The 24505-nt window shown below is 45.6% G+C and carries 24 protein-coding genes; 22 read left to right on the plus strand and 2 right to left on the minus strand.

The features are described 5' to 3' along the window. Positions 1–164 precede the first annotated feature (164 nt). The 5 genes from ACU1JV_RS09810 to pyk all read left to right on the plus strand — a co-directional run bounded on the left by ACU1JV_RS09810 (position 165) and on the right by pyk (position 4619). Positions 165–662 (plus strand): phosphatidylglycerophosphatase A family protein, encoded by a 498-nt coding sequence (locus tag ACU1JV_RS09810; RefSeq protein ID WP_013370337.1) that lies wholly within the window; start codon positions 165–167, stop codon positions 660–662. A gap of 153 nt (positions 663–815) precedes the next feature. Continuing rightward, the gene (locus tag ACU1JV_RS09815) at positions 816–1004 is read left to right on the plus strand and encodes a hypothetical protein (protein ID WP_007429680.1); all 189 of its coding nucleotides are present in this window, start codon (positions 816–818) and stop codon (positions 1002–1004) included. 181 nt (positions 1005–1185) lie between these two features. Further along, a complete protein-coding gene (accD, locus tag ACU1JV_RS09820) occupies positions 1186–2079 on the plus strand; it encodes an acetyl-CoA carboxylase, carboxyltransferase subunit beta (RefSeq protein WP_013370338.1) in 894 nt (297 codons plus the stop codon). Continuing rightward, complete coding sequence (locus ACU1JV_RS09825; protein WP_413985870.1) at positions 2080–3063, plus strand: acetyl-CoA carboxylase carboxyltransferase subunit alpha; 984 nt, start codon at positions 2080–2082, stop codon at positions 3061–3063. It abuts the gene before it with no gap. A gap of 125 nt (positions 3064–3188) precedes the next feature. Further along, the gene (gene pyk / locus ACU1JV_RS09830; RefSeq protein WP_013370340.1) at positions 3189–4619 is read left to right on the plus strand and encodes a pyruvate kinase; all 1431 of its coding nucleotides are present in this window, start codon (positions 3189–3191) and stop codon (positions 4617–4619) included. Between the two features lie 95 nt (positions 4620–4714). On the opposite strand, the gene ACU1JV_RS09835 is transcribed toward pyk, so the two are convergent. Further along, positions 4715–5602: a LysR family transcriptional regulator gene (locus ACU1JV_RS09835; protein WP_413985871.1), complete on the minus strand. Its 888-nt coding sequence runs from the start codon at positions 5600–5602 to the stop codon at positions 4715–4717. A 206-nt stretch (positions 5603–5808) separates the two neighbouring features. Between ACU1JV_RS09835 and ACU1JV_RS09840 the strand changes: the two genes are divergently transcribed. The 7 genes from ACU1JV_RS09840 (at position 5809) to ACU1JV_RS09870 (ending at position 11995) form a co-directional block, all read left to right on the plus strand. Then, positions 5809–6732, plus strand: a complete 924-nt coding sequence (locus ACU1JV_RS09840; RefSeq protein WP_413985872.1) for a phosphate ABC transporter substrate-binding protein — start codon at positions 5809–5811, stop codon at positions 6730–6732. A 105-nt stretch (positions 6733–6837) separates the two neighbouring features. After that, complete coding sequence (pstC, locus tag ACU1JV_RS09845) at positions 6838–7770, plus strand: phosphate ABC transporter permease subunit PstC (RefSeq protein ID WP_013370343.1); 933 nt, start codon at positions 6838–6840, stop codon at positions 7768–7770. After that, positions 7770–8666 (plus strand): phosphate ABC transporter permease PstA, encoded by an 897-nt coding sequence (gene pstA, locus ACU1JV_RS09850; RefSeq protein WP_013309592.1) that lies wholly within the window; start codon positions 7770–7772, stop codon positions 8664–8666. The genes pstC and pstA overlap by 1 nt, the downstream gene beginning before the upstream one ends. A gap of 17 nt (positions 8667–8683) precedes the next feature. Beyond that, positions 8684–9526 (plus strand): phosphate ABC transporter ATP-binding protein PstB, encoded by an 843-nt coding sequence (pstB, locus tag ACU1JV_RS09855; RefSeq protein WP_413985873.1) that lies wholly within the window; start codon positions 8684–8686, stop codon positions 9524–9526. A 211-nt stretch (positions 9527–9737) separates the two neighbouring features. Then, complete coding sequence (pelA, locus tag ACU1JV_RS09860) at positions 9738–10946, plus strand: pectate lyase (protein WP_058829339.1); 1209 nt, start codon at positions 9738–9740, stop codon at positions 10944–10946. Positions 10947–11081: 135 nt separating this feature from the next. Continuing rightward, on the plus strand, positions 11082–11600 hold the full coding sequence (locus ACU1JV_RS09865; protein WP_044785433.1) for an acyl-CoA thioesterase: 519 nt from the start codon (positions 11082–11084) through the stop codon (positions 11598–11600). Continuing rightward, positions 11597–11995 (plus strand): FxsA family protein, encoded by a 399-nt coding sequence (locus ACU1JV_RS09870; protein WP_013370347.1) that lies wholly within the window; start codon positions 11597–11599, stop codon positions 11993–11995. The genes ACU1JV_RS09865 and ACU1JV_RS09870 overlap by 4 nt, the downstream gene beginning before the upstream one ends. A 28-nt stretch (positions 11996–12023) precedes the next feature. On the opposite strand, the gene ytvI is transcribed toward ACU1JV_RS09870, so the two are convergent. Next, positions 12024–13142, minus strand: a complete 1119-nt coding sequence (ytvI, locus tag ACU1JV_RS09875) for a sporulation integral membrane protein YtvI (protein ID WP_025676254.1) — start codon at positions 13140–13142, stop codon at positions 12024–12026. Positions 13143–13486: 344 nt separating this feature from the next. On the opposite strand from ytvI, the gene citZ reads away from it, so the two are divergent. From citZ to phoU, 10 genes are all read left to right on the plus strand, one after another. Further along, the gene (gene citZ / locus ACU1JV_RS09880; protein WP_013370349.1) at positions 13487–14599 is read left to right on the plus strand and encodes a citrate synthase; all 1113 of its coding nucleotides are present in this window, start codon (positions 13487–13489) and stop codon (positions 14597–14599) included. A 147-nt stretch (positions 14600–14746) separates the two neighbouring features. After that, positions 14747–16042 carry an NADP-dependent isocitrate dehydrogenase gene (gene icd, locus ACU1JV_RS09885; protein ID WP_016819629.1) on the plus strand — a complete coding sequence of 432 codons (1296 nt, stop codon included), beginning with the start codon at positions 14747–14749 and terminating at the stop codon, positions 16040–16042. 16 nt (positions 16043–16058) lie between these two features. Continuing rightward, positions 16059–17000, plus strand: a complete 942-nt coding sequence (gene mdh, locus ACU1JV_RS09890) for a malate dehydrogenase (protein ID WP_025676256.1) — start codon at positions 16059–16061, stop codon at positions 16998–17000. 351 nt (positions 17001–17351) lie between these two features. Next, positions 17352–17768 (plus strand): hypothetical protein, encoded by a 417-nt coding sequence (locus tag ACU1JV_RS09895; RefSeq protein WP_129549004.1) that lies wholly within the window; start codon positions 17352–17354, stop codon positions 17766–17768. Positions 17769–17981: 213 nt separating this feature from the next. Then, positions 17982–18851 (plus strand): SDR family oxidoreductase, encoded by an 870-nt coding sequence (locus tag ACU1JV_RS09900; protein ID WP_025676257.1) that lies wholly within the window; start codon positions 17982–17984, stop codon positions 18849–18851. A gap of 121 nt (positions 18852–18972) precedes the next feature. Further along, complete coding sequence (gene pnpS / locus ACU1JV_RS09905; protein WP_413985874.1) at positions 18973–20775, plus strand: two-component system histidine kinase PnpS; 1803 nt, start codon at positions 18973–18975, stop codon at positions 20773–20775. Positions 20776–20903: 128 nt separating this feature from the next. Continuing rightward, positions 20904–21635: a response regulator transcription factor gene (locus tag ACU1JV_RS09910; RefSeq protein WP_013370356.1), complete on the plus strand. Its 732-nt coding sequence runs from the start codon at positions 20904–20906 to the stop codon at positions 21633–21635. A 157-nt stretch (positions 21636–21792) separates the two neighbouring features. Next, a complete protein-coding gene (locus ACU1JV_RS09915; RefSeq protein ID WP_413985875.1) occupies positions 21793–22917 on the plus strand; it encodes a methyl-accepting chemotaxis protein in 1125 nt (374 codons plus the stop codon). A gap of 127 nt (positions 22918–23044) precedes the next feature. Further along, positions 23045–23803 carry a phosphate ABC transporter ATP-binding protein PstB gene (gene pstB / locus ACU1JV_RS09920; RefSeq protein WP_013370358.1) on the plus strand — a complete coding sequence of 253 codons (759 nt, stop codon included), beginning with the start codon at positions 23045–23047 and terminating at the stop codon, positions 23801–23803. 39 nt (positions 23804–23842) lie between these two features. Beyond that, the gene (phoU, locus tag ACU1JV_RS09925; RefSeq protein ID WP_016819636.1) at positions 23843–24502 is read left to right on the plus strand and encodes a phosphate signaling complex protein PhoU; all 660 of its coding nucleotides are present in this window, start codon (positions 23843–23845) and stop codon (positions 24500–24502) included. The last annotated feature ends 3 nt before the right edge of the window (positions 24503–24505 follow it).

Consider the following 24505-nt stretch of genomic DNA (forward strand, 5'->3'; position numbering starts at 1 on the left):
GCACGCAGCAACTCGTCTTTATTGTAACGGTTTAATGAACATTTTCCTTCCCTTTCGCATACACTTGGAAAACTGGCGGAACAGGAGGTTCAACACGTATCCTGCACCATAAAGTCCCGCACGGTGGAAGAATAGAACTGCATGGTGAAAGCGGGAGGGAAATTATGTCCTATGAATATGCAGAAACCTTGTTAAATCGCAGAGGCATTCAGATCGAGTCCATTGCGGACATTGTTTTTCAGCTTCAGCTAAAATATTATCCTCATTTGACTATGGAAGAATGTGTAGAAAGTGTCAAAGCAGTTTTGCAAAAGCGAGAGGTACAATATACACTGCTGACAGGCATTGCGCTCGATGAGCTGGCCGAAAAAAAACTTCTTCCCCAGCCACTTCAAGCCATTATGGAGGCAGACGAACCGCTGTATGGAGTGGACGAGACAATGGCTCTTGGCATTACGAGCGTGTACGGCATGATCGGCTTGACCAGTTTTGGCTATCTGGATAAAGAAAAGATTGGAATTATCGAAAAGCTGAACCAAAAAGGCAGTGGTATTCATGTGTTTTTAGATGATCTTGTCGCCGGATTGGCTGCCGCCGCTTCTTCGCGTATTGCCCATCGGAGCCTTCATGCCAAGCATTATCCTGCATCATTGGATGTTTAATTGGCCTGAATAAACAGAATTAATGATTTTCTAGGCCCTCCGACGGAACTTGAATGATCAGGAGGGCTTTTGTTGCGGGAAAAAAGTAAGGTATGTTATCATGAGTCTATTATATGGGCTCAAAACTTGAGGCTTAGGGGGTAGAAACAAGGCATGTGGACGGTGATATATATTGCACCGACGGCCAGACTGGCTGACATGATTAAGCTCAAACTGTCTGAAGAAGGTTTTATGGTGCAGACCCGGGCCATCAGTGCATCCAAGCAACAGTTTGAGATACTTGTGCCTTCGGGTGAAGTCGAAGAAATACAGGAAGTGCTGAATTCGATTTTGCGCCCTTGAGTCCGGAACGGCGGAAGTGATACAGCAGCATGAATGGAACAAAGGATGCACGATCGGCGGTAATGTTGTATTAACTGGCGTTGACGTGTGTATGAACATAATGCTTAAGAGGTGCCGCATCGACGGCAGAGGACCTTGTATCGGTTACGGCTGACAAATAAACGGCTGGAGAGGTGTAGTTGTGTTTAAAGATTTATTCCAAAAGAAGCGTAAATACGCGACCATCCCTTCGGAACGGGCGCTGAGCGGCGATCAAGCGGACATGCCGGATCGTCCCAAACGGGAAATTCCCGAAGGTCTTATGACCAAATGTGGCAAGTGCGGAAGTATTCAATACAGCAAAGAGTTGGAGAAAAATTTGAAAGTGTGTCCGGTGTGCGGATACCATATGCGTTTGAATGCGATGGATCGCATTCGCATGGTGCTCGACGAAGACACGTTTACGGAATATGATGCCGATATGATTTCGGTTGATCCGCTGGACTTTCCGGGATATGCAAGTAAGTTGGAGCAACAGACCCTGAAAGCTGGCCTGCGCGAGGCTGTCGTTACGGGCGACGGCCTTATTCATGGGCTTCCTGTTGTCGTAGCGGTGATGAGCTTTGACTTTTTTACAGGCAGTATGGGCTCAGTCGTGGGAGAGAAAATTACGCGCGCCATTGAGCAGGCGATAGACAAGCGCTTGCCGCTTATCATCTTCTCCACATCCGGTGGGGCACGTATGCAGGAAAGTATTCTGAGTCTGATGCAGATGGCCAAAACAAGCGCTGCTCTCGCTCGTCTGGACGAGCAGGGATTGCTTTATATTTCTGTGATCACTGATCCGACTACAGGTGGAGTCTCCGCCAGCTTTGCTATGCTTGGAGATATTATTATTGCAGAGCCAGGTGCTGTATTCGGTTTTGCAGGTCGTATTGTAATTGAGCAAACGATCAGACAGAAGCTGCCGGATGATTTCCAAACTTCCGAATTTAATTTACAGCACGGACAATTGGATATGGTTGTACATCGCAAGGAACTGCGTGATACCCTTGGGCAATTGCTTGATCTGCACAGTGTGAAAGGGGAGGAATAAATGGCTGGCGAATTGCCTTATGAAAAGCCCCTGGTCGAGATGCGACAGAAGATCGAAGAACTTAAGCAATTCGGACAGGATAAGCAAATTGATTTTACAGATGAAATTAACCGCCTGGAAGAACGTTATCTCCAGATGGAAGAAGAAATATATTCTAACATTACAGCATCGCAAAAAATGCATCTGGCCCGCCATCATCAAAGGCCAACGTCCCTTGATTTGATCGATCAGGTGTTTACGGACTTTATTGAATTGCATGGCGACCGCTTGTTCGGAGACGATCTGGCGGTTGTGGGCGGGATTGCCAAGCTAAATGGTATTCCGGTGACCGTCATTGGCCAGCAACGTGGTAAGGATACGAAAGATAACATTGCACGCTTTTTTGGTAGTGCCCATCCGGAAGGATTCCGTAAAGGCTTGCGGCTGATGCAGCAGGCTGACAAATTTAAGCGTCCTATTATTACATTTATTGATACGAAGGGCGCTTATCCGGGTAATACAGCAGAGGAGAGAGGTCAATCGGAAGCGATTGCCCGCAATTTGCGGGAGATGGCAAAGCTTTCGGTGCCTGTTATTTGTGTGGTCATCGGCGAGGGGGGAAGCGGCGGTGCGCTTGCGTTTGCAGTGGGTAACCGTGTGCTGATGCTGGAACATGCTATTTATTCGGCCATTTCTCCAAACGGCGCAGCCTCGATTCTATGGAAAGATGCTTCTAAGGCAGATCAGGCAGCTGAAGCGATGAAGATCACCGCTAATGACCTCCTGCGCATGGAGATTATCGAGGGTATTGTGCCAGAGCCGAAAGGGGGCGCACATCGTAACTATGAAGTGACTGCTGCCGCAATCAAGGAGTTATTAGAACGTCATTTGGCAGACCTTACGAATATGAGCTGCGATGAATTGAGAGAAGACAGGTATCAAAAATTCCGGAAAATAGGCCAATATACTTTCTTAAAACCTTCGGAATCTGAACCTATGTTGTAATACGCTGGAAACGGGTAACAATAAATATGACGAACTTCCTATACAAATAGGAAAAAGTGTAGTAGATTTAATTGTTGGAAAAAGATATAAAGAGTAGCACCTTTGAAAACGGAGGAAAAACCCAAATGCGCAAAACTAAGATTGTATGTACCATCGGTCCTTCCAGTGAATCATTGGAAAATGTGAAGAAACTGATTATGGCTGGTATGAACGTAGCCCGTCTGAATTTCTCTCACGGTGATTTCGAGGAGCATGGCAACCGGATTAAAAACATCCGTCAAGCTTGTAAGGAGCTTAACAAAAATGTTGCTATTTTGCTCGATACGAAGGGGCCGGAAATCCGGACAGGAAAGCTCGAAGTTGAACCTATTGAGCTTGTTCAGGACGAGTTCATTACGCTGACAACGGAAGAAATTCTCGGTACGCAAGATCGTATCTCCATTACGTACAAGGATCTTCCCTCGGACGTGGAGCCCGGCTCCACCATTCTGATCGACGATGGTCTGATCGGACTCACCGTTATTGAAGTATCAGGCACTGAAATCAAATGCCGCATTGTCAATGGCGGAACGATCAAAAGCAAGAAGGGCGTTAACGTTCCAGGCGTTGCTATCTCATTGCCTGGTATTACGGAGAAAGATGCTAATGATATCATTTTTGGTATTGAGCAGGACATTGATTTCATCGCAGCTTCTTTTGTTCGTAAAGCAAGTGATGTACTGGAAATCCGTGAATTGCTGGCGAAGCACAACGCAAGCCACATTCAAATCATTTCCAAAATAGAAAACCAGCAAGGTGTTGACAACCTGGATGAAATTTTGGAAGCTTCGGATGGTCTGATGGTTGCCCGTGGTGACCTCGGTGTGGAAATTCCTGCTGAAGAAGTGCCTCTGGCGCAAAAATTGATGATTAACAAATGTAATGTAGCTGGCAAGCCTGTTATTACAGCAACACAAATGCTGGATTCCATGCAACGTAACCCGCGTCCGACTCGTGCGGAAGCAAGTGACGTAGCCAATGCTATTTTTGACGGAACAGATGCAATTATGCTGTCCGGCGAAACAGCTGCTGGGAAATATCCGGTAGAATCCGTATTGACAATGTCACGTATTGCCGAAAAAGCTGAGTCTTCTCTGAACTACCGCGATTTGTTCAAAAAACAAAGAACGGCGCAAGAAATTAGTATTACAGAAGCAATCAGCCAATCCGTTTCTATTTCTGCTCTTGACCTGCATGCCAAAGCAATCCTGACGTCCACACAAAGCGGAACAACGGCGCGTATGATCTCTAAATACCGTCCAGAAGCTCCAATTATCGCTGTGACAACACAGGAAAGAACAGTTCGCCGTTTGGCTCTGATCTGGGGCGTACATGCAGTACAAGGCAGACCAATCGTCGACACAACAGATAGTCTGTTTGACAATGCGCTGGAAGGTGGTCGCAAATCTGGCCTCGTTAAAGAGGGCGATTTGGTTGTGATTACAGCGGGCGTACCTCTTGGTGATTCCGGTTCCACGAACCTGATCAAAATTAGCTGCGTTCCAGCACAAGCGTAATTGTAGTCTCCACGAAGTAATACTGGGACGGCATCTACTCGTTACAGTAAGCAAAAGAGCATTCAGGTCAATAAGATCTGAATGCTCTTTTTTTGTTAGCTAGTTCTTATTCCTTCTCGTCGTATAAAATCAAGGAATGCCTGTTGCATCATGTTCTTATGTGTATCTTGTTGATACACGATGTTTATTTGATAATGGCTCTTTGTGCTGTCAGTTTCGGGATAAGGAAGCCATTCCACCGAGGGGGTAGTATGATCCTCGCTACGAACTCCGCAGGCAGGAAAGAAGGCAAGCGCTTCTCCGCCACTAACCACTTGCTTTACTGCTTCCCAAGAGTTGATTTCCAGATGGGATTTAACTAGCGAGGAATAGGAATCTACAACGGATGCCCCGCTATATTTTACCCATATGTGTTTATCCAGCGTATCGGCCCCATTGATGTCCATTGAATTGGATGTCTCTGCCGATGCAGAGCGGATAATTCCCACCTGATCTGAAGCCACTGGTTCTGCCACAGTATTTTCCAGAAGAGATTCTCCACCGTCGAGAAAAGCAAAATCAACTTCTCCGTCTTTCAGTAGCTGCTTGATTACATCCGGAGATTGAATTTCTAACTGAATACGACATTCTGGATATTGCTGAGCAAAATCAGCCATGATAGTCGGGAGAAGATACATGCCTGAAATCGACTCTGCGCCTAGATGTAAGAGGCCCTCTGATTGTTCTGTTAGTTCATCTACAGCTTGTCTGGCTTCTTGCTCGAGAGAGAGAATTTGCTTTGCGTAAGGCAACATTTTTTTACCAGCCTCGGTTAGCATAATTCTGCCTTGTTGAAGAGAGAACAAAGTCGCACCCATTTCCTTTTCCAGACTTTTCATATGAAAGCTGACGGTGGGCTGTTTGATTTGCAAAGTTTCGGCCACCTCCGTCGCTTTATGGAATTTGTCGATCAGCACCAAGATGCGCAATTTTAAAATATTCATGGAATCGAACAATTCTCCTTACTTGATATTTATGCGTGAATTTACACTATAGATTAATTATATACCGAAAAACAATTTATCTATCAATATTTTATATTTGTTTTACAAAACCTAGTCGTTCGTCTAACATTCCAGGCCTACAATGTAAAAGTGTTGATGGTCATAAATAAAAAACCGTCACTTAACTAAGGGGAGGACAATAAAAAATGTTGAAAAAATGGCCGTTCATTCTGATGACTCTCACCATGGTATTTGCACTTGCAGCTTGCGGATCAGGTAACAATGCTGCACCACAAGGAGACGCTGCTGCAGGAACAGACAATAAAGCAGCTGCTGAACTGACAGGTAACATTCTGGCTGTTGGCTCCACTGCACTTCAACCATTGGTAGAGCAAGCGGGACAAAAATTTATGGCTGTCGATAAATATAAAGGCATTGCAGTTCAAGTGCAGGGTGGCGGTAGCGGTACTGGCTTGACTCAAGTATCCGGTGGACAAGCGGATATCGGTAACTCTGACGTGTTTGCAAAGGAAAAACTGGAAAGCGGCGCAGAAGAGTTGGTCGATCACCAAGTAGCAGTTGTAGCCATGTCAGCGGTAGCGAATCCCAAAGTAGGCGTAACAGACCTGAAGAAAGATCAACTGGTACAAATCTTCACAGGTAAAATTACGAACTGGAAAGAAGTTGGTGGTGCAGATCAAAAAATCGTGATCGTGAACCGTCCAAGCAGCTCCGGTACTCGTGCAACCTTTGAAAAATATGCACTGGGACAAAAAACGGAAGATCTGCCAGGCTCCATTCAGGAAGATTCCTCTGGTACTGTGAAAAAGCTGATTGCTGAAACACCTGGTGCGATTGGTTACCTGGCTCTGTCCTACATCGACAACACAGTTACTCCTTTGAAGTATGACGGTGTGGAAGCTAACGTTGAAAATGTAGAACAAGGTAAATATCCAGTGTGGGCATATGAGCATATGTACACCAAGGGTGAGCCAAAAGAACATGTAAAAGCATTCTTGGACTACATTCTGTCTGATGAAATCCAAAAAACAGACGTTGTAGACTTGGGATACATTCCGGTATCAGGTATGCAAGTGAAACGTGATGCTGACGGTAATATCACGAAATAAGGAGAGCGATCTCCTGTTCGGATGAACGCAGCTAACGCGAGTATATTCACGAAGAAGAGGCGGACTAGCGTCCGGCCTCTATTCTTCGCTTAAAGGAGTTACAGTATGGAACCAATTGAAGGGAAGGCATACATGGAACAGAATAAACGATCCCGAGTTATGAAAGAAAGACATTACTGGGAAGAATGGACCGGCCGCATCTATACGTCGGTTTGTGTCGTTTTTTTAGTTGCAGTCATTGTCTCCATCGTATATTTTGTTGCCTCCAAAGGTGTAGCTACATTTGCGGTGAATGGAGTCAGTCTGCGGGAATTTTTCTTTGGAACCAAATGGAGCCCGGATGGCGAGCCCAAGTCCTTCGGCGCGCTTCCGTTCATTACGGGTTCTTTTGCCGTAACCATATTAGCGGCCTTAATTGCCAGTCCGCTTAGCTTGTGTGCAGCTTTGTTTATGACGGAAATCGTGCCAAAATCGGGTAAACGTATCCTTCAGCCTGCCATTGAATTATTATCCGGCATTCCGTCGGTTGTTTATGGCTTTGTCGGCTTGACCGTAATCGTCCCACTGCTGAGAAACGTGTTTGGGGGACAAGGCATCGGTATTCTCGCAGGTTGCCTTGTGTTGTCAGTTATGATTTTACCGACAATTACGAGTATTATGGCGGATGCGTTGTCTTCTTTGCCGGGAGGGCTGCGTGAATCCTCTTATGCGTTGGGTGCTACCCGCTGGCAGACGATTGCCCGTGTTATTATTCCGACGTTGCTGCCTGCTCTTTTAACAGGAATTATTCTCGGTATGGCTCGTGCCTTCGGAGAAGCATTGGCTGTACAGATGGTTATCGGGAATGCTCCGCACATACCGCATTCCTTGCTGGAATCCGCTTCGACCTTGACCAGCGTCATTACACTTAGCATGGGCAACACAGCGATGGGCTCTGTTCATAACAATGCACTCTGGAGTATGGCGCTTGTTCTTCTGCTCATGACATTCATTTTCGTGCTGCTGGTTAGGCTGCTTGAAAGGAGAAACCGGGTTTGATGAAAGCTAAAACGACCGACAAGATCGCTACATTTGTAATCTGTTTCTTCGCCTTGTTCATTGTTGCACTTTTGGTGGGATTACTGGGCTTCATTTTGGCCCGCGGAGTTAGCCATATTTCTTTTGATTTTCTAACCAGTGCTCCGCAAACGTTACGTGCAGGTGGCGGCATTGGTCCGCAACTGTTTAATTCTGTATTTTTGCTAATCTTAACTTTGATTATTACCATTCCAATTGGCTGGGGCGCCGGCATTTACATGGCGCAATATGCAAAGCCGGGGAAAATTACGGACTTCATACGACTTGTCGTTGAAGTATTGTCCTCGTTCCCGTCGATCGTCATTGGATTGTTTGGACTATTACTCATCGTAAATACGTTTGATTTTGGCTTTTCCCTCTTGTCAGGGGCCCTGGCTTTAGCCGTATTCAATCTGCCGCTGATGGTTCGCACAACGGAGCAGGCTTTCCGCGCTGTACCGAAGGAGCAAAAGGAAGCCGGACTTGCGCTTGGATTGTCCAAGTGGAAAATCATTACCTCCATTTTGTTGCCAGCTGCGCTGCCAAGCTTGATTACGGGTACCATCTTGGCCGCAGGCCGCATTTTCGGCGAAGCCGCCGCATTGCTGTTTACAGCAGGGATGAGTACGCCGCCGCTTGATTTTACCGATTGGAATCCATTGCATGCCAGATCGCCTATTAATCCGATGCGACCTGCTGAAACATTGGCTGTTCATATTTGGAAGGTCAACAGTGAAGGCATTGCTCCTGACTCCAAAGATATCGCCGCAGGCGCTTCTGCGGTATTGGTGCTGCTCGTACTGGTCTTCAACTTGAGTGCAAGATGGTTCGGAAGAGTCGTTTACCGTCGATTGACAGCTGCCAAACGAATGGATTAGAAAGGGGATGGAGAACAATGGAACATGTGATTACACGAACGGCAAAAACCGCCACACCAGCAACATCCGTTCAGTCTACGCGTTCAGAACAACTTACGGGGCAAGCGCCACATCCGTTCAGTACTGAGGATTTGAGTATTTATTACGGAAGTTTTGAGGCCGTGAAAAAAGTAAACTTAGCTTTTCCAGAGCAGACCGTGACCGCCCTGATTGGGCCTTCCGGCTGTGGTAAATCGACTTTTTTGCGTTCCCTTAACCGAATGAATGATGAGATTGCGTCTTCATCGACAACGGGACATATTTGGATGGACGGACAGGATTTGACGGCGCCAGAGACGGACGTGATCAAGCTGCGTCAGCAAATTGGCATGGTGTGGCAGCGGCCTAACCCTTTTTACAAATCGATTTATAATAACATTGCCTTCGGTCCTAAATACCGGGGAGTGCGTAAAAAGAAGCAGCTTGATGAAATCGTCGAAAGCAGCCTGCGTAAGGCGGCATTATGGGATGAGGTCAAGGATCGTCTTCACGATTCCGCTCTTGCTCTGTCTGGCGGGCAACAGCAGCGGCTTTGTATTGCACGTGCACTTTCTGTCCAACCGAAAATTCTGTTGCTTGACGAGCCAGCTTCCGCGCTGGACCCTGTGTCTACAGGGAAGGTGGAAGAGCTTATTACCGAATTGAAAAAAGAACTGCGCATCGTTATTGTGACGCACAATATGCAGCAGGCTGCACGGATTTCCGATTATACGGCTTATTTTTATGTCGGAAGTTTGGTTGAACATGGGAAAACAAATGATATTTTCACCAATCCTGAAAACGAGTTGACTCAAGAATACATCATGGGTCGCTTTGGATAAGCCGTGCAGTTTGGCGACTTGTTATATATATATGAAACATAAAAAAACATCTTACTAATCTAGTATTGGTAAGATGTTTTTTTATGTTAGTTTAGTAAACTCTTACATTTGTATATAATAAAATATATTGATTATTTGGTTATATTTTCATATAATACATGTGTTTAATAGTTCTTGTAATACCACAATCCAATTAAAGGAGAGGTTTGCAATGAGGTTTAACGTTAAAAAATCTGTCAAATGGATTGCTTTTTCTGGAATGGCTATTACCCTAACAACTGGACTTGTCAGCCCTTCATGGGCAGCAGCTGAGCAGAATTTGACTGATGCAGGTGCGAGTGTTACCCAGGCCGTGTACAATGATGCAAACGTTTACAAAAATGCTGTTGTTCCATTGGCTAGTGTGAATGTGAGTAGTTTGCTGGACAAGTATCGTGATTTTAGTAAATTTTCTACAGGGAATACATCCAAGGACACTACGCTTGCCTTGAATATTGTATCGTGGCAATTGCCGCATGGCGGATTCTTCAAAGCGATGGAAAAAAATTATAAATCCAAATGGGATGGCAAGGCAGCTCGCTCTACATGGAAGAGCAAGGATGGTGTTGAACTCGGAACGTTTGATAACGAGGCCACGACAACCGAGATCCGCTTTTTAGCGGATGTATACAAAAAAACCAAAAACAAAGACATTAAGAACAGTGTACAAAAAGCAATTGATTTTGTATTAACCTCTCAATATTCCTCCGGTGCTTGGCCGCAGGTATATCCTAAACGTGGTAATTATTCTGATGCCGCAACCTACAACGATGATGCAATGGTTAGAGTGATGGTACTGGCAGATGACATTGTAAACAAAAGGCAGCCGTTTGATAGCGATATTCTTGACAATACATATCGCTCCAGACTTCAGCAGGCTCTGAATAAAGGCGTACAGTACACAATTAAAGCTCAAATTGTAAACAATGGCACACCGACAATCTGGGGAGCACAGCATGATCCGGTTACTTATGAATCTGTACCTGCGCGAGCATTCGAGCTTGCTTCCAAAACAACTACGGAATCGGTAGGCATTACGGCCTTCTTGATGTCTCAACCGCAGACGGCTGAGGTGAAAAAGGCTGCTCAGAGTGCCTTGAAATGGTTTGACACGAATCGGATCGACGGTATGAAATACAACCGTCAAGGTCCGGAGTTTTTCCAAAAGGATGCATCAAGCGTGATGTGGTATCGTTTCTACAATGTGGAGGACAATAAGTATTTCTTCTCAGACCGAGATGGCAAAAAGTATACGGACATCATGAAAATTAGTGAAGAAAGACGACTCGGTTACGCCTGGGCGGGAAGTCAGGCGAAAAGCTTACTGAAACTGGCTTCGGAAAGTGGATATTATAAACTGTCCAAGCCGTTGCCACAATAATAAAGTCATCATTGTAAATGCTTAGAGAGGGGGGGCCGTATGGTTCGGCCCTCTTTTTGTTCCCAGGCGGTAAATATGGTTTAATGGAGAGAGGGCAAAATAGAGATAAAGATGCACAAAGATAGGAGAGCTTGTATGACTCAAGAGGAGAAACAAACGCAACTACGATGGTATGGCGCACCTCTACGTGTCCGTTATCAGGAAAGCGACCAGATGGGGGTCGTGTATCATGCGAATTATTTAAACTGGTTTGAGATCGGGCGTACGGAAATGATCCGGCAGGCAGGCTTTAACTACCGGAGTATGGAAGATCGGGGAGTTTTGCTGCCAGTTATTGAAATCAATGCGAAATATGCGAGTCCTGCTCGATATGATGATTTAGTTACTATTTATACCGCTATTACGGACTTCTCCAGACTACGTTTGAACTATACTTATGAGGTTCGACGGGTAACGGAGGAGGAGCACCAAAAGAATGTGGGAAAGGTATGGACAGAGGCTGACACGCTGCCGGGAGAACTGCTGGTCACAGGAACGACACGACATGTGTGGCTGAATACCGACTGGAAGCCCGTTCGGCTCGATCAGGCACTACCTGAGTTGTACACTGCGTTAAGGTCTGCTTTTGCAGGCGGGGAGGGACAGAAGTCATGATGATGCGTAAACGTCTGTGGCTGTTGCTGCTGCTCATTCCTTTGGCGGAGCTGTACGGGTTTATATGGGTAAGTCACTGGATTGGAGCGGGGAAAACTATTCTGCTCATTATTCTGACGACCTTGATTGGCGCTGCCATGATGCAATTTGAAGGCCGAAAGGTGATTGCCGATGCCAAAAATGAAATGAATCGGGGCCAAATGCCCGGCCGTAAAATGCTAGATGGATTATGTGTGTTTTTCGGTGGGAGCTTGCTGCTCATCCCTGGATTTATAACGGATATTATTGGTTTTACGTTGGTATTTCCTTTAACACGAGTATTGTACCGACGTTTTTTATTAAAGTGGCTGGAGAAAAAAATGAAAAACGGCAGTATTACATTTCGGCGCTTTTGACTGAGCTGCCGTTATCCCCTATCCATGACTAACGGACTCTTCCAGCAAGAATATAGTTGCGCAAGTCCTGAATGACATTTGCGCGATTTAGTGCATCAAGGACGATGAGTGATACAGGTCCGATAATGAGTCCTAAAGCGCCAAACAGCTTGAGCCCGATGAACATACCGATGAGGGTGGGAAGCGGGTTCAATCCCACGCTGCTGGCCAGCACCTTAGGCTCCACGATCTGCCGTCCAATCAACAGGATGGCATATAGGATCGACAATCCAACCCCTAGTGCTAAATTCCCTGACATATACGCATACAGTATCCACGGAATCATCACAATGCCAACCCCTAAATAAGGTAACAAATCCACCAGCCCGATCATCAAACCGATAGTAAAGGCCGATTCCACACGCAAGATGAACAGCCCAATGATAACCGTTAATGCCGTAATGGAAATGATAATAAACTGTGCACGCAAATAGCCGTACAATGCTTTACGCAGATCGTGCCAAATATCTGACAATGGTTTGCGGATCGTATCTGGAACCGTATTCGAAAGTATCCGATAATGTCGATCCCAATCCTTACTAATAAAAAAGGCCGATAATACAATAACCATAAGCACAGCTCCCATATTAGGCAGAGAGGTTAGTAAATTCAAAACCCCATTAAAAAATTGACCAACTAGCGTAGTAACAGCCGAACTGACGGTTTGAGTCGTTTTATCAATATTGCTGTTGATGGTGTGTTGGTAATCGGGATTATCCCGAATAAAATGGTTGATTTCAATAATTATATTTTGGATCAAATCGCTTTGAGTCCAATCAATAAACAGGCTTTTAAAACGCTCGATATGCCCGTCAAAAGTCATGGCCAGCTTAATCACTTCTCGAACCATGCGGGTGATTGCAGCAGACAGGATGATTGCGATTCCGCCTAAATATACAAATAATGAGACCGTGACAGCTGCCCAACGCGGCATACGAGCCTTGTTACGCAAAAAAACGACCAGTGGGTTCATAGCATAGGCCACAAGCCAGGCGAATAGGAAAGGATAAACGAGAGGGAACAGCACATATATGCCCAGCAACAGAGCTACAATCACGATTACGACCCATAGAGCACGTAATATGCGATTCAGGATTAACCGGCTCAAGCGCTCACGACTCCTTTCTTTTCGATGGTGTCCCTTAAAATCAGTGCTCTACTATACTTATGCGGGGAGAGGGTAAGACAAGACCTATGTAAAAAAGTGCAAATGAGCTCATATTTTTTGTAAGGGGTTTCAAAAATTTCTTTATAGAAGCGATAAAACATTTGAATGTGTTGGAATAGCCCTCAATGTTCACATAAACGACAAAATCCAGTATAGTGAAAGAAGGTTTAAATATTGACATATGGCGTTAACATTACTCAGCTATTTAAAAGACATATCTTACTTTTGAAAATGTTTACATTGCAAGTCCGTTCACAATGTTTTTACAAAGGAGAGATGTAACGATGACGGCGACCAAAGGTCTGGAAGGGATCGTAGCGACCACTTCCTCCATAAGCTCTATCGTAGATGGCGTTCTCACGTACCGGGGTTATAACATTGATGATTTGGCTGTTAACGCCGATTTTGAAGAGGTAGCTTATTTGTTGTGGTTTGGAAAATTACCTGACCAAGAACAATTGCAAGAGCTTCGCAGCCAGTTAAGCGACTATGCTGCTATTCCGGATGAAATTATTACTCAATTAAAGTTATACCCGAAAGAATTGAGCACGATGGCTGCCTTGAGATCAGCTGTATCGTCTCTTGCTTTGTATGACCCAGAGGCGGATGATATGTCAAGAGAGTCCAATGTGACTAAAACCGTCAAGCTTCAGGCGCAATTGCCCACAATTGTGGCAGCCATAGCACGTATACGCGAAGGCTTGGAACCAATTGCGCCTAAAAAAGGTGTTTCTATTGCTGAAAACTTTTTGTATCAGCTGACTGGCAGGGATCCGGAGGAGACGGCTATTAAAGCGTTCAATCAGGCTCTCGTGCTGCATGCCGATCATGAATTGAATGCTTCGACCTTTGCTGCGCGTGTAACGGTAGCCACTTTATCAGATATTTATTCCGGGATCACGTCTGCCATCGGGGCCTTAAAAGGACCGTTGCATGGTGGAGCCAATGAGGCTGTTGCCAAAACGTTGGAGGAGATTGGCGGTCTGGATCAGGTGGACTCCTATATTCAGGCCAAACTGGATAACCGCGAAAAAATTATGGGCTTCGGACATCGTGTCTATAAAAACGGTGATCCGCGTGCCAAGCATTTGCACAAAATGTCCCGCGAACTGGGAGAAATGAACGGCGACACTACGTTGTTTGATATGTCAGTTCGAATTGAAAGTATTGTAACAGGGCAAAAAGGCTTGAAACCGAATGTGGATTTTTATTCTGCTTCCGTATATACCCAGCTGGGTATTAAGAGGGATTTGTTTACTCCTATCTTTGCTATGAGCCGTGTATCGGGGTGGACTGCACATATTTTAGAGCAGTATGAAAATAACCGTTTGATTCGTCCTCGTGCCGAATACACAGGCCCAATGGATCAAAAATATGTGTCACCAGAGTTGCGCTAACCTTTGGAGGAAGATTGAGGTTGTATACCCTGAATTTAAAAAATAAGGTACAATAGAAGGGTCGGCGAGAGATGTAATTTTTTGTCTATGATAAAGATCATGTCTTTCGTCCTGTACCCATTCATATCTGAGGAGGAAAAGGAACTTATGGCGAAATTTGAAAAGTTTGAGCTCCCAACTGAAGGCGAAAAAATTACGATTGATAACGGTCAACTGCAGGTTCCAAACCATCCGGTCATTCCGTTTATCGAAGGTGACGGCACAGGTCGCGACATCTGGAAAGCTTCCAAGCGCGTACTGGACGCAGCTGTAGAAAAAGCATATAACGGCACGAAAAAGATTGCCTGGTATGAAGTATTCGCTGGTGAGAAAGCTTTCAATACATACGGCGAGTGGCTCCCTAACGATACGTTGGAAGCCATCCGTGAGTATATTGTAGCCATTAAAGGTCCACTTACGACACCTATTGGCGGTGGTATCCGTTCATTGAATGTGGCATTGCGCCAAGAACTGGATTTATACGTTTGCCTGCGTCCTGTCCGTTACTTTAACGGTGTCCCGTCTCCAGTAAAACGTCCTGAGTTGGTGGACATGGTCATTTTCCGTGAGAACACAGAAGATATCTACGCAGGGATCGAATATGCCGAAGGGTCCGAAGACGTGAAAAAGGTGATTCAGTTCCTTCAGCAAGAGCTGGGCGTGAATAAAATCCGTTTCCCTGAAACTTCAGGAATTGGGATCAAGCCAGTGTCTTCCGAGGGGTCAAAGCGTCTGGTACGGGCAGCTATTCAGTATGCTGTTGACCACGGACGCAAGAGTGTAACGCTCGTACACAAAGGTAACATTATGAAATTTACCGAAGGTGCCTTCAAGAACTGGGGCTATGAAGTAGCCGAGCAAGAATTTGCAGATAAAGTATTTACTTGGGCCCAGTATGATGTCATCAAGGAAAAAGAAGGTGAGGATGCGGCAAATGCAGCTCAAAAAGCAGCTGAAGATGCAGGCAAAATCATTATCAAGGATGCGATTGCTGATATTGCACTTCAGCAGGTGCTGACTCGTCCTTCTGAATTTGATGTCATTGCTACGCTGAACCTGAACGGGGACTATCTGTCCGATGCTCTTGCTGCTCAAGTTGGTGGAATTGGTATCGCGCCAGGTGCAAACATTAACTATGTAACCGGGCATGCTATCTTTGAAGCTACACATGGTACAGCTCCAAAATATGCTGACAAAGACGTAGTGAACCCTGGTTCCGTAATTCTGTCCGGCGTCATGCTGCTTGAACACTTGGGTTGGAAAGAAGCAGCTGACCTGATTTACAAAGGACTGGAGACGTCCATTAATAAGAAGATTGTAACTTATGATTTTGCCCGTCTGATGGATGGTGCTACACAGGTGAAATGCTCCGAGTTCGCGGATACCATTATTAGTAACCTGTAAGGAAGGGGAATACTACTTGACCATTCAACGCAAAAAAATATCCATTGTTGGCGCCGGTTTTACCGGTGCCACTACCGCATTGCTGCTGGCTCAAAAGGAGTTAGGTGATATCGTACTCATCGATATTCCGCAACTAGAGAATCCGACTAAAGGCAAAGCGCTTGATATTTTGGAAGCTGGTCCAGTGCAGGGATTTGACACCCAGATCATGGGCACTTCTAATTACGAGGATGCAGCTAACTCGGATATCGTCATTATTACAGCCGGGATCGCGCGCAAGCCGGGTATGAGCCGTGATGATTTGGTCAACACGAACGCAGGAATTGTAAAATCCGTATGTGAGAATGTGAAGAAGTATGCGCCCGATTCTATCGTCATTATTCTGAGTAATCCGGTCGATGCTATGACCTATACTGCATACCAAACGCTTGATTTCCCGAAAAATCGGGTTATTGGTCAATCAGGTGTGCTGGATACAGCCCGGTATTGTACCTTTATTGCACAGGAACTGAACGTTTCGGTTGAAGACGTGCGCGGCTTCGTTATGGGTGGTCACGGTGATGATATGGTGCCGCTCGTACGCTATTCCAGCGTGGGAGGTATACCTATCGAAAACCTGATTTCTCAGGAACGTATCAAGGCGATCGTACAACGTACACGAGTGGGCGGCGGAGAGATCGTTAACCTATTGGGTAATGGCAGCGCATATTATGCTCCGGCAGCTTCGCTTGCGCAAATGACAGAAGCGATTGTAAAAGATAAAAAACGGATTATTCCAGTCATTGCTTACCTGGAAGGAGAGTATGGCTATCAGGACTTGTTCCTCGGTGTGCCTACACTTCTTGGCGGTAATGGCATCGAAAAAGTGTTCGAGTTGGAATTGACAGCCGAAGAAAAAGCAGCGCTCGATGAATCCGCTGAAGCGGTTCGCAATGTGACTAAAATAGTCAACGTATAGATCCGATTTTCTACTAAAACAGTATACTTTTACTTGAAGAGGTGTCCCCTAGCCATCGTTATGGCTGCTGGCCACCTCTTTTATTTTTTAATAGTCTATTCGTTTTCTTCCTTTTCATTTAATATTGAAAATTTCAGTTTGGATTTGTACCCTCCCCCCAAGCTGAAACTTTCCCCGTCCTATTCCTTTGCTTTGATCCACTTCCCCGGTATAATAGAGTTCATATGCACTAATAGTTACATAGAAAAGCATGTCCCAAAACATTGTAAAGATGCTAGTCATTCGTTGGAATATGATCGTTCTATGGAAAAAAAGTTTGTAAGAAAACAAAGAACTGGGAGGTTGTAAAGAATGTCTTTTATTCACATTATTGGATCACTGGCAATGGGCTTTTATTTATTGCTCCCCTTCGTCGTGGGCAAAATCGACAAATTGGCTCCAAGCGCGCAGGAAGGGACGATATCGGCTGTGCAGCTATTGAATCGTTTGGCTCAATTCGCACTGATTCTCGTGCTTATTAGCGGTATCTATATGATTTTTGCCTGGGGTCCATATTCCGTAGCTTGGATCGTGGTCGTGTTGGTATTGTTTCTTGCTATTTCCGGTATCGCTGGGGCTATGGGTAAGCCGTTACGGTTGTCGCTGGAAGCGATTCGCAACCAACAGCCGATTACGCAATACGCTAGCAAAATTCGGATGTTCAGTACGCTGCTGGCTGTCTTCATGATCTTAATTACGTTTTTAATGATATATAGCGATATTATTTAATGAACCATTTTAATCGGCCAATTAAATAATGACGAAGGCTAACGTTGAATAAAGCGGTCTGTGCAGAATAAGCACAGGCCGTTTTTTTGTGTGCTCATATAGCTAGTTTTTTCTTTTTTCGTTTAACCGATAAGTTTGTGTGGTAAATCAGGAGTAGAGTGGATGCAAATGTTGCATCCTAAAAAATATCTGATTTTGAAGGGAGAATGTATAATGGCTAAAAGCAACCAACCTCAGCAAACCTTGCCCCCACAGCATCAGGACCAGCAACCGGGGATTGAATCCAAAATGACGCCTGCACCTCAATTCGAAAAACCAACTTACAAAGCGGCTGGCAAGCTCACAGGCAAAGTTGCACTGATTACTGGTGGAGACAGTGGAATTGGGCGGGCTGTAGCTGTCACGTATGCCAAAGAAGGTGCGGACGTAGCTATCGTCTACTTGAATGAGCATAAGGATGCGGAAGAAACCAAGCGTCAAGTCGAACAGGAAGGACGCAAATGCGTGTTGATTCCTGGCGATATCGGAGATGACCAATTTGCCAAAAAAGCGGTGCAACAGACGGTGAACGAACTGGGCAAGCTCGACATTGTCGTGAACAATGCGGCCGAGCAGCATCCACAGCAAAAGCTGGAGGATATCACCAAAGAACAGTTGGAGCGCACGTTCCGTACGAATATCTTCGGTATGTTCTTCCTGACACAAGCGGCATTGCCGCATTTGAAGAAAGGGAGCGCCATCGTTAACACAACGTCGATTACCGCGTATGCTGGGAATAAGACACTCATTGATTATTCCTCCACCAAAGGGGCAATCACATCATTCACTCGTTCCCTTTCGCTCAATTTGGCGGATCAAGGTATTCGGGTGAACGCTGTAGCCCCAGGACCGATCTGGACACCGTTAATCCCGTCTACATTTGATGCAAAAACAGTGAGCGAATTTGGAGGAGCACAGCCTATGAAGCGCCCAGGTCAGCCGGAAGAATTGGCGCCAGCTTATGTGTACCTTGCCTCAGACGATTCGTCTTATGTAAGCGGGCAGGTTATTCATATCAATGGCGGTGAAGTTGTAAACGGATAAGAGGATAAAGAAAAGGTTGGGGCAGTCTTTTGCTCCGGCCTTTTTTTCTTTTCACAGTGGAACATAATGCAGGTAGCCTGTAGAATGAGATTAACTTACATAAAAGGATGGGCAAATTTCTATGAAATCGTTTCGTTTCAGGCTTACCCTGATCATGCTGATTTTGATTGGCGTATCTGTCCTTGCTGCTGGGATCACTATGGGGCAAATTTTCAAAAATTCGAATATGAAGGTGCTAGAGGAGAACATGGGTCGCGAGATCGATCTGCTTCGCGCTACTTTCCCATTTGTTAATGCTGATGCCCTATCCAGCACAGATTACGTCTCCTATTATTCTCAGAAGGCGAAGGAAATTGCCCATCTGACCGATTCGCGAGTGACCTTCATTCGTAAGGATGGAACGGTGGTGGGTGATTCGTTAAGCGATCCACGCAAGATGGAAAACCATGCATCGCGTGAAGAAATACGGCAAGCTACGTCGGAGGGAATCGGACGGACGATACGCTACAGTGAAACTTTGCAACGAAACATGCTATATGTCGCTGAGCCTGTTGTATCGGACAAGGGCTTTGACGGATATATCCGTTTGTCCATGAGTCTGAAAGCGGTGGAAGAGGGAATGCAGCGCGGCTGGACGGCCATCGGGATTGGTCTTGTGTTGCTGTTTATTGCTGCTGGACTGATGAGCTATCGTATTGCTCGCAGCCTCACCTCGCCCATTGAACATATTACAGGGGTAGCCAACCGCATTTCAGGACTAGATTATGACGCTAGGGTCGGTGTACAGCGCCGGGATGAGGTAGGACAACTGGGTGAAGCCATTAATCGTATGGCCGACAGTCTCCAAAACCAAATGAAAACGATACGTGACAATGAGGATCTCCTCCAGAGTGTCATGAGTAATATGACAGGCGGGATTCTGATGATTGATGCTCGTGAATGCATAGCGCTTGTCAACCGTGAGTCTGAGCGAATGCTCGGTGTCGTGGGTAAGCGGGTGACAGACAAGCCGTATCATGAGCTGAAGAAGCACTATGAGCTCACAAAGCTTATTGAAGGTAGTATACAAAGCCGAGAAAGGCTGCATGGTGAGGTGCATTTGTACAATCCTGAGGAACGACTCGTTTTGCTGGATGGTGTCCCTATGTATGAGGATGAAGGGGGATACCGGGGGATGCTGTTCTTGTTGCAGGATATTACAGCTATTCGACGGTTGGAAAATATGCGAAGCGAATTTGTGGCAAACGTTTCTCATGAGTTAAAAACACCAATTGCGGCAGTCAAGGGTTTTGCCGAGACATTGCTTGGTGGTGGGGTTAAAGATGAGGAAACGGCCCGCTCCTTTTTGCAAATTATATATGACGAAAGCGAACGACTGAATCGACTGATCGGCGATATTCTAGAGCTTTCCAAAATCGAGTCCAAGCGCTCCCCCCTGGATTGCTCTCCGATTCATATCTCGTCTTTTATAGAATCATTGCTGGAGAAACTGAACAATGTAGCTGCCAAAAAAAGAATTACGTTGCACATGGATATCCCGGATGAACTGTTTATGGAGGCAGATGAAGATAAGCTTCAGCAGATTTTCGTGAACCTTTTGTCTAATGGCATTAACTATACCCTTGATGGCGGCAAGGTAAAGATCAAGGTTATAACGTTACAACGGGACAATGACACGGAAAAGGTCGTATTTACAGTCAGTGATACGGGGATTGGGATACCGAAGAAGGACCTGCCACGTATCTTTGAGCGCTTTTACCGGGTGGACAAAGGACGCTCGCGCAACTCAGGCGGAACGGGACTGGGATTGTCCATCGTCAAGCACCTGGTCGATCTACATCATGGTACACTCTCGGTCGAAAGCGAGCTTGGTTTGGGTACCACGTTTACCGTTGAATTACCGTTATTGCAACAGGAAGAATGAACTATAACATTTTTTACATTGTGTTAACAATGCCGTGATAAAATAAACGGGTGTCGCATGAGTATGGAAAAGATTTCACGATTTTGACCAATGCGCCTTTAACAGGTAAACAGGAGATGAAGTTATTAATGGGACAACGTTTGCTGGTTATTGAGGATGAACCAACGCTTGCCAGATTGCTATCCTACAATTTGATACAAGAAGGTTTCGAAGTGGACACGGAGGATCATGGCAGTGCTGGGTTTGAAAGAGCCTCCAGAGAATCCTACGATTTGATCCTGCTAGATTTGATGCTGCCGGGGATGAATGGACTGGACATTCTCAGCAGACTTCGCCATCAGGGGCTGACGACACCTATCATTATTCTAACCGCTAAAAACGGGGAGGCTGAGGTGGTCCAAGGACTGAAGTCGGGTGCTGATGACTACATCACAAAGCCTTTTGGCGTTTCTGAGCTACTGGCCCGCGTAACGGCTGTACTGCGAAGAACATCCGGAGGGGATGAAGGAGTGTTGTCTGAACAGAAAGATGGCTCCAAAATTCAACTGGGCGAGCTGGAAATCTACCCTGAGAAATATGAAGTCATTCTTGGAGGTCAGTCCATCAGCTTAAGACCGAAGGAATTTGAGGTGCTCCTCTATTTGTCCCGCAAGCCGGGTGTGGTCCTGACTCGGGATGATCTAATGAATGCCGTGTGGGGCTTTGACTACATCGGCGGTCAACGGACAGTGGATGTACACGTCAGTTCCTTACGTAAAAAGCTGGAGCTTGATCCCGACTCGGTTCATATTGATTCAATCCGTGGAGTGGGGTACAAGCTGGTTGTAAATAAAAAAAGAAGCGCTTCTCATTTGTTATAAATGAGGAGCGTTTTTCTCTTTCCAGGCAGTAGCAGCGACTTTTATGTCCATTTTGTGATTTTACATTTCGTTAACAAAAATAGCCGTTAAAATCAACAAATGACCGATATGATGTTCCCGTCACTTCAAGTAGTTAAAAAAAGGGGACTTCAGAACGATGATAACGGAACCAAAGACCCAGACGAGTTCCACTGCCGTGATTGAACGTGAAACGTTCAAGCCGATTACTACCTATGTGCCATGCTCGGAGGTTCCGATCATTGGCACGGATGTGTCTTGCAAAGAACTGTTAGCAATCATGAAAACACAGGAAGATATTCCCTGTGTCATCGTCGTGGATAAAAATGATCTTCCTTTGGGCATCATCATGAGAGATGCGTACAATCGTCATTTTACGGGCAGGTTTGCTGCGGCATTGTTCTATGACAAACCGGCTTCTATATTTGCCGATCCCAATACATTAATTGTGGATCTGAAAAGTCCAGCAGCAGAAATTGTAGAACAGGCGATGATGCGTGAAGATCAGCGTTTTTACGATTGTTTACTGATAAAGGAAGGGACAAGATTACTCGGTGTACTCACAATTCGTGATATCCTGTCTGTCGTTCAGCGAATGCAAAGAGAAGCAGACGAAGACCGGGGCGATGTGATTCGACATAGCTATGACGGAGTCCAGCGTATTCGGATGACTGTTCTGGATGCAGCGAAAGAGGCCGATGACAGTGTGCAGCTAACCCGCTCAATGAGTGAATTATCCCGCCGTGGCAAAGTGGAACTGGAGGATGTTCTGCTTTCTTATCATGCAGTGACGGAGCAAATGAAGCGCCAGCATGAGCAGATGACGGCGTTAACCCAATCGCTCAATGATATTGCGGGCATGGCTTCATCCATTCGTGCACTGGCAGATCACAGCGGATTGCTGGCGATCAATGCGTCCATTGAAGCGGCTCATGCTGGTGAACACGGGCGTGGTTTTCAGATTGTGTCTCAAGAGGTTCGAAATATGTCACTCCAGACCAAAGCTTTTTCTGTACAGATTACAGGCTTACTCACTCATATCGAGCAAATGCTGCGTGATACCGCTGAACTGACGGATACGAGTATGCAGCAGATTCATACAGGGTCTAAATTTATATCTGCCGGAACCCAAACGTTTGCCAAATTATTGCAGGCAGTCGATGAAATAGAGGCTAAAAACAGCGAAATGTCCCGTTCCGCAGAAGAAGCGGCCTTGAATGCAGCCGGAATTGCACACGAGCTTGAACTCATGCTGAGTTCTTGATCATTTTACATACCGTTAACAAATCCACCACACTGAATTTACACACAGCTTATATAATCTTCATATTGTGCAAATCAGGTGCAATGCTTGAGGACCATAACTGCAACACGAAGGAGATCATAAATCCATGAATGATTCCGTAATCCGGATTGATAAGCTGAATTTGTATTATGAAAAATTCCACGCGCTGAAACATATAAACCTGGATATTCCTGAAAAAACGGTAACAGCCTTCATCGGCCCATCCGGCTGCGGCAAATCAACCTTGCTACGTACGCTGAACCGGATGAATGATATGATACCGGGAACGCGTATTGAAGGCACCGTGAGCATCGCAGGTCAAGATATATACGGCGATACTATGGAAGTAGAAATGCTGCGTAAACAGGTGGGAATGGTTTTTCAACAGCCTAACCCGTTTCCCAAATCCATTTATGATAATGTGGCCTATGGCCCGCGTTTGCATGGAATTCGGCAAAAGGACAAGTTAGATGAACTGGTGGAGCAAAGTCTGCGTCAGGCGGCACTGTGGGAAGAGGTTAAAAATTTTCTGAAGCGTTCTGCTCTGAGCTTGTCTGGAGGACAACAACAACGGCTATGCATTGCCCGGGCGCTTGCTGTACAGCCAGATATTTTACTCATGGACGAGGCTACATCTGCGCTGGACCCGATCTCGACGATGAAAATTGAAGAACTGGTTCAAGAATTAAGAGACACGTATACTATCGTCATGGTGACGCATAACATGCATCAGGCAGCGCGTGTGTCTGGTCGAACTGCGTTCTTTTTGAATGGGGTTGTAGTGGAGGCAGCGGATACTGAGACGATGTTTTCCACGCCACAGGATTCACGTACGGAAGATTATATTTCCGGGCGTTTTGGCTAAAGCCAAATTAATGATTATGCGAGAAGGGGTGACTTCGAAATGATACGTAGAAAAGGTTTTGATGAAGGATTAGAAGAACTGAGAGCCGTACTGCGCGAAATGGGTGCACACGTTTCGAAGGCGCTCGATCAGGCTATTGAATGTTTGCAGACCAAAAATACAGAAATGGCCCAGCAGGTAGTCAAAAATGATGCATCCCTCAATACAATGGAAGAAAATATTCTGGATATGGGCTCCAAGCTCATAATTACCCAGCAGCCGGTAGCGAAGGATTTACGCCGGATCATTGTTGCATTTAAAATTTCCAGTGATTTGGAACGTATGGGCGATTTGGCACTTGATATTGCTAAGGTCACACTTCGCTTGGAAGGGCAACAGGCGATGAAGCCATTGGTAGATATCCCACACATGGCTTCCATTGTTAAAGAAATGATCGACAATGCGATCAAATCCTATTTGGATGAAAATACAGATCTAGCCTACAAAATGGCTAAAGAGGATGATCGGGTAGATTCCTTGTACAGCCATATGATCAGCGATCTATACGCTTTTATGGTAGAAAAGCCGGCAGAGGCTTCACAAGCCATGTTGCAATTGCTTGTAGGACGGTACATTGAACGTATTGGTGACCATGCCACGAATATCGGTGAAAGCACTGTATATCTCGTGACAGGGGAGAGACCAGATTTGAACCAGTAGAGC

It is taken from the genome of Paenibacillus sp. T2-29 (assembly GCF_052921365.1).

What these genes read in the sequence shown, in the direction of transcription:
- ACU1JV_RS09810 (WP_013370337.1), top strand. Translation starts at nt 165, where the DNA reads ATGTCCTATGAATATGCAGAAACCTTGTTAAATCGCAGAGGCATTCAG.
- ACU1JV_RS09815 (WP_007429680.1), top strand. Translation starts at nt 816, where the DNA reads ATGTGGACGGTGATATATATTGCACCGACGGCCAGACTGGCTGACATG.
- ACU1JV_RS09825 (WP_413985870.1), top strand. Translation starts at nt 2,080, where the DNA reads ATGGCTGGCGAATTGCCTTATGAAAAGCCCCTGGTCGAGATGCGACAG.
- pyk (WP_013370340.1), top strand. Translation starts at nt 3,189, where the DNA reads ATGCGCAAAACTAAGATTGTATGTACCATCGGTCCTTCCAGTGAATCA.
- ACU1JV_RS09835 (WP_413985871.1), bottom strand. Translation starts at nt 5,602, where the DNA reads ATGAATATTTTAAAATTGCGCATCTTGGTGCTGATCGACAAATTCCAT.
- ACU1JV_RS09840 (WP_413985872.1), top strand. Translation starts at nt 5,809, where the DNA reads ATGTTGAAAAAATGGCCGTTCATTCTGATGACTCTCACCATGGTATTT.
- pstC (WP_013370343.1), top strand. Translation starts at nt 6,838, where the DNA reads ATGGAACCAATTGAAGGGAAGGCATACATGGAACAGAATAAACGATCC.
- pstA (WP_013309592.1), top strand. Translation starts at nt 7,770, where the DNA reads ATGAAAGCTAAAACGACCGACAAGATCGCTACATTTGTAATCTGTTTC.
- pstB (WP_413985873.1), top strand. Translation starts at nt 8,684, where the DNA reads ATGGAACATGTGATTACACGAACGGCAAAAACCGCCACACCAGCAACA.
- pelA (WP_058829339.1), top strand. Translation starts at nt 9,738, where the DNA reads ATGAGGTTTAACGTTAAAAAATCTGTCAAATGGATTGCTTTTTCTGGA.
- ACU1JV_RS09865 (WP_044785433.1), top strand. Translation starts at nt 11,082, where the DNA reads ATGACTCAAGAGGAGAAACAAACGCAACTACGATGGTATGGCGCACCT.
- ACU1JV_RS09870 (WP_013370347.1), top strand. Translation starts at nt 11,597, where the DNA reads ATGATGATGCGTAAACGTCTGTGGCTGTTGCTGCTGCTCATTCCTTTG.
- citZ (WP_013370349.1), top strand. Translation starts at nt 13,487, where the DNA reads ATGACGGCGACCAAAGGTCTGGAAGGGATCGTAGCGACCACTTCCTCC.
- icd (WP_016819629.1), top strand. Translation starts at nt 14,747, where the DNA reads ATGGCGAAATTTGAAAAGTTTGAGCTCCCAACTGAAGGCGAAAAAATT.
- ACU1JV_RS09895 (WP_129549004.1), top strand. Translation starts at nt 17,352, where the DNA reads ATGTCTTTTATTCACATTATTGGATCACTGGCAATGGGCTTTTATTTA.
- ACU1JV_RS09900 (WP_025676257.1), top strand. Translation starts at nt 17,982, where the DNA reads ATGGCTAAAAGCAACCAACCTCAGCAAACCTTGCCCCCACAGCATCAG.
- pnpS (WP_413985874.1), top strand. Translation starts at nt 18,973, where the DNA reads ATGAAATCGTTTCGTTTCAGGCTTACCCTGATCATGCTGATTTTGATT.
- ACU1JV_RS09910 (WP_013370356.1), top strand. Translation starts at nt 20,904, where the DNA reads ATGGGACAACGTTTGCTGGTTATTGAGGATGAACCAACGCTTGCCAGA.
- ACU1JV_RS09915 (WP_413985875.1), top strand. Translation starts at nt 21,793, where the DNA reads ATGATAACGGAACCAAAGACCCAGACGAGTTCCACTGCCGTGATTGAA.
- pstB (WP_013370358.1), top strand. Translation starts at nt 23,045, where the DNA reads ATGAATGATTCCGTAATCCGGATTGATAAGCTGAATTTGTATTATGAA.
- phoU (WP_016819636.1), top strand. Translation starts at nt 23,843, where the DNA reads ATGATACGTAGAAAAGGTTTTGATGAAGGATTAGAAGAACTGAGAGCC.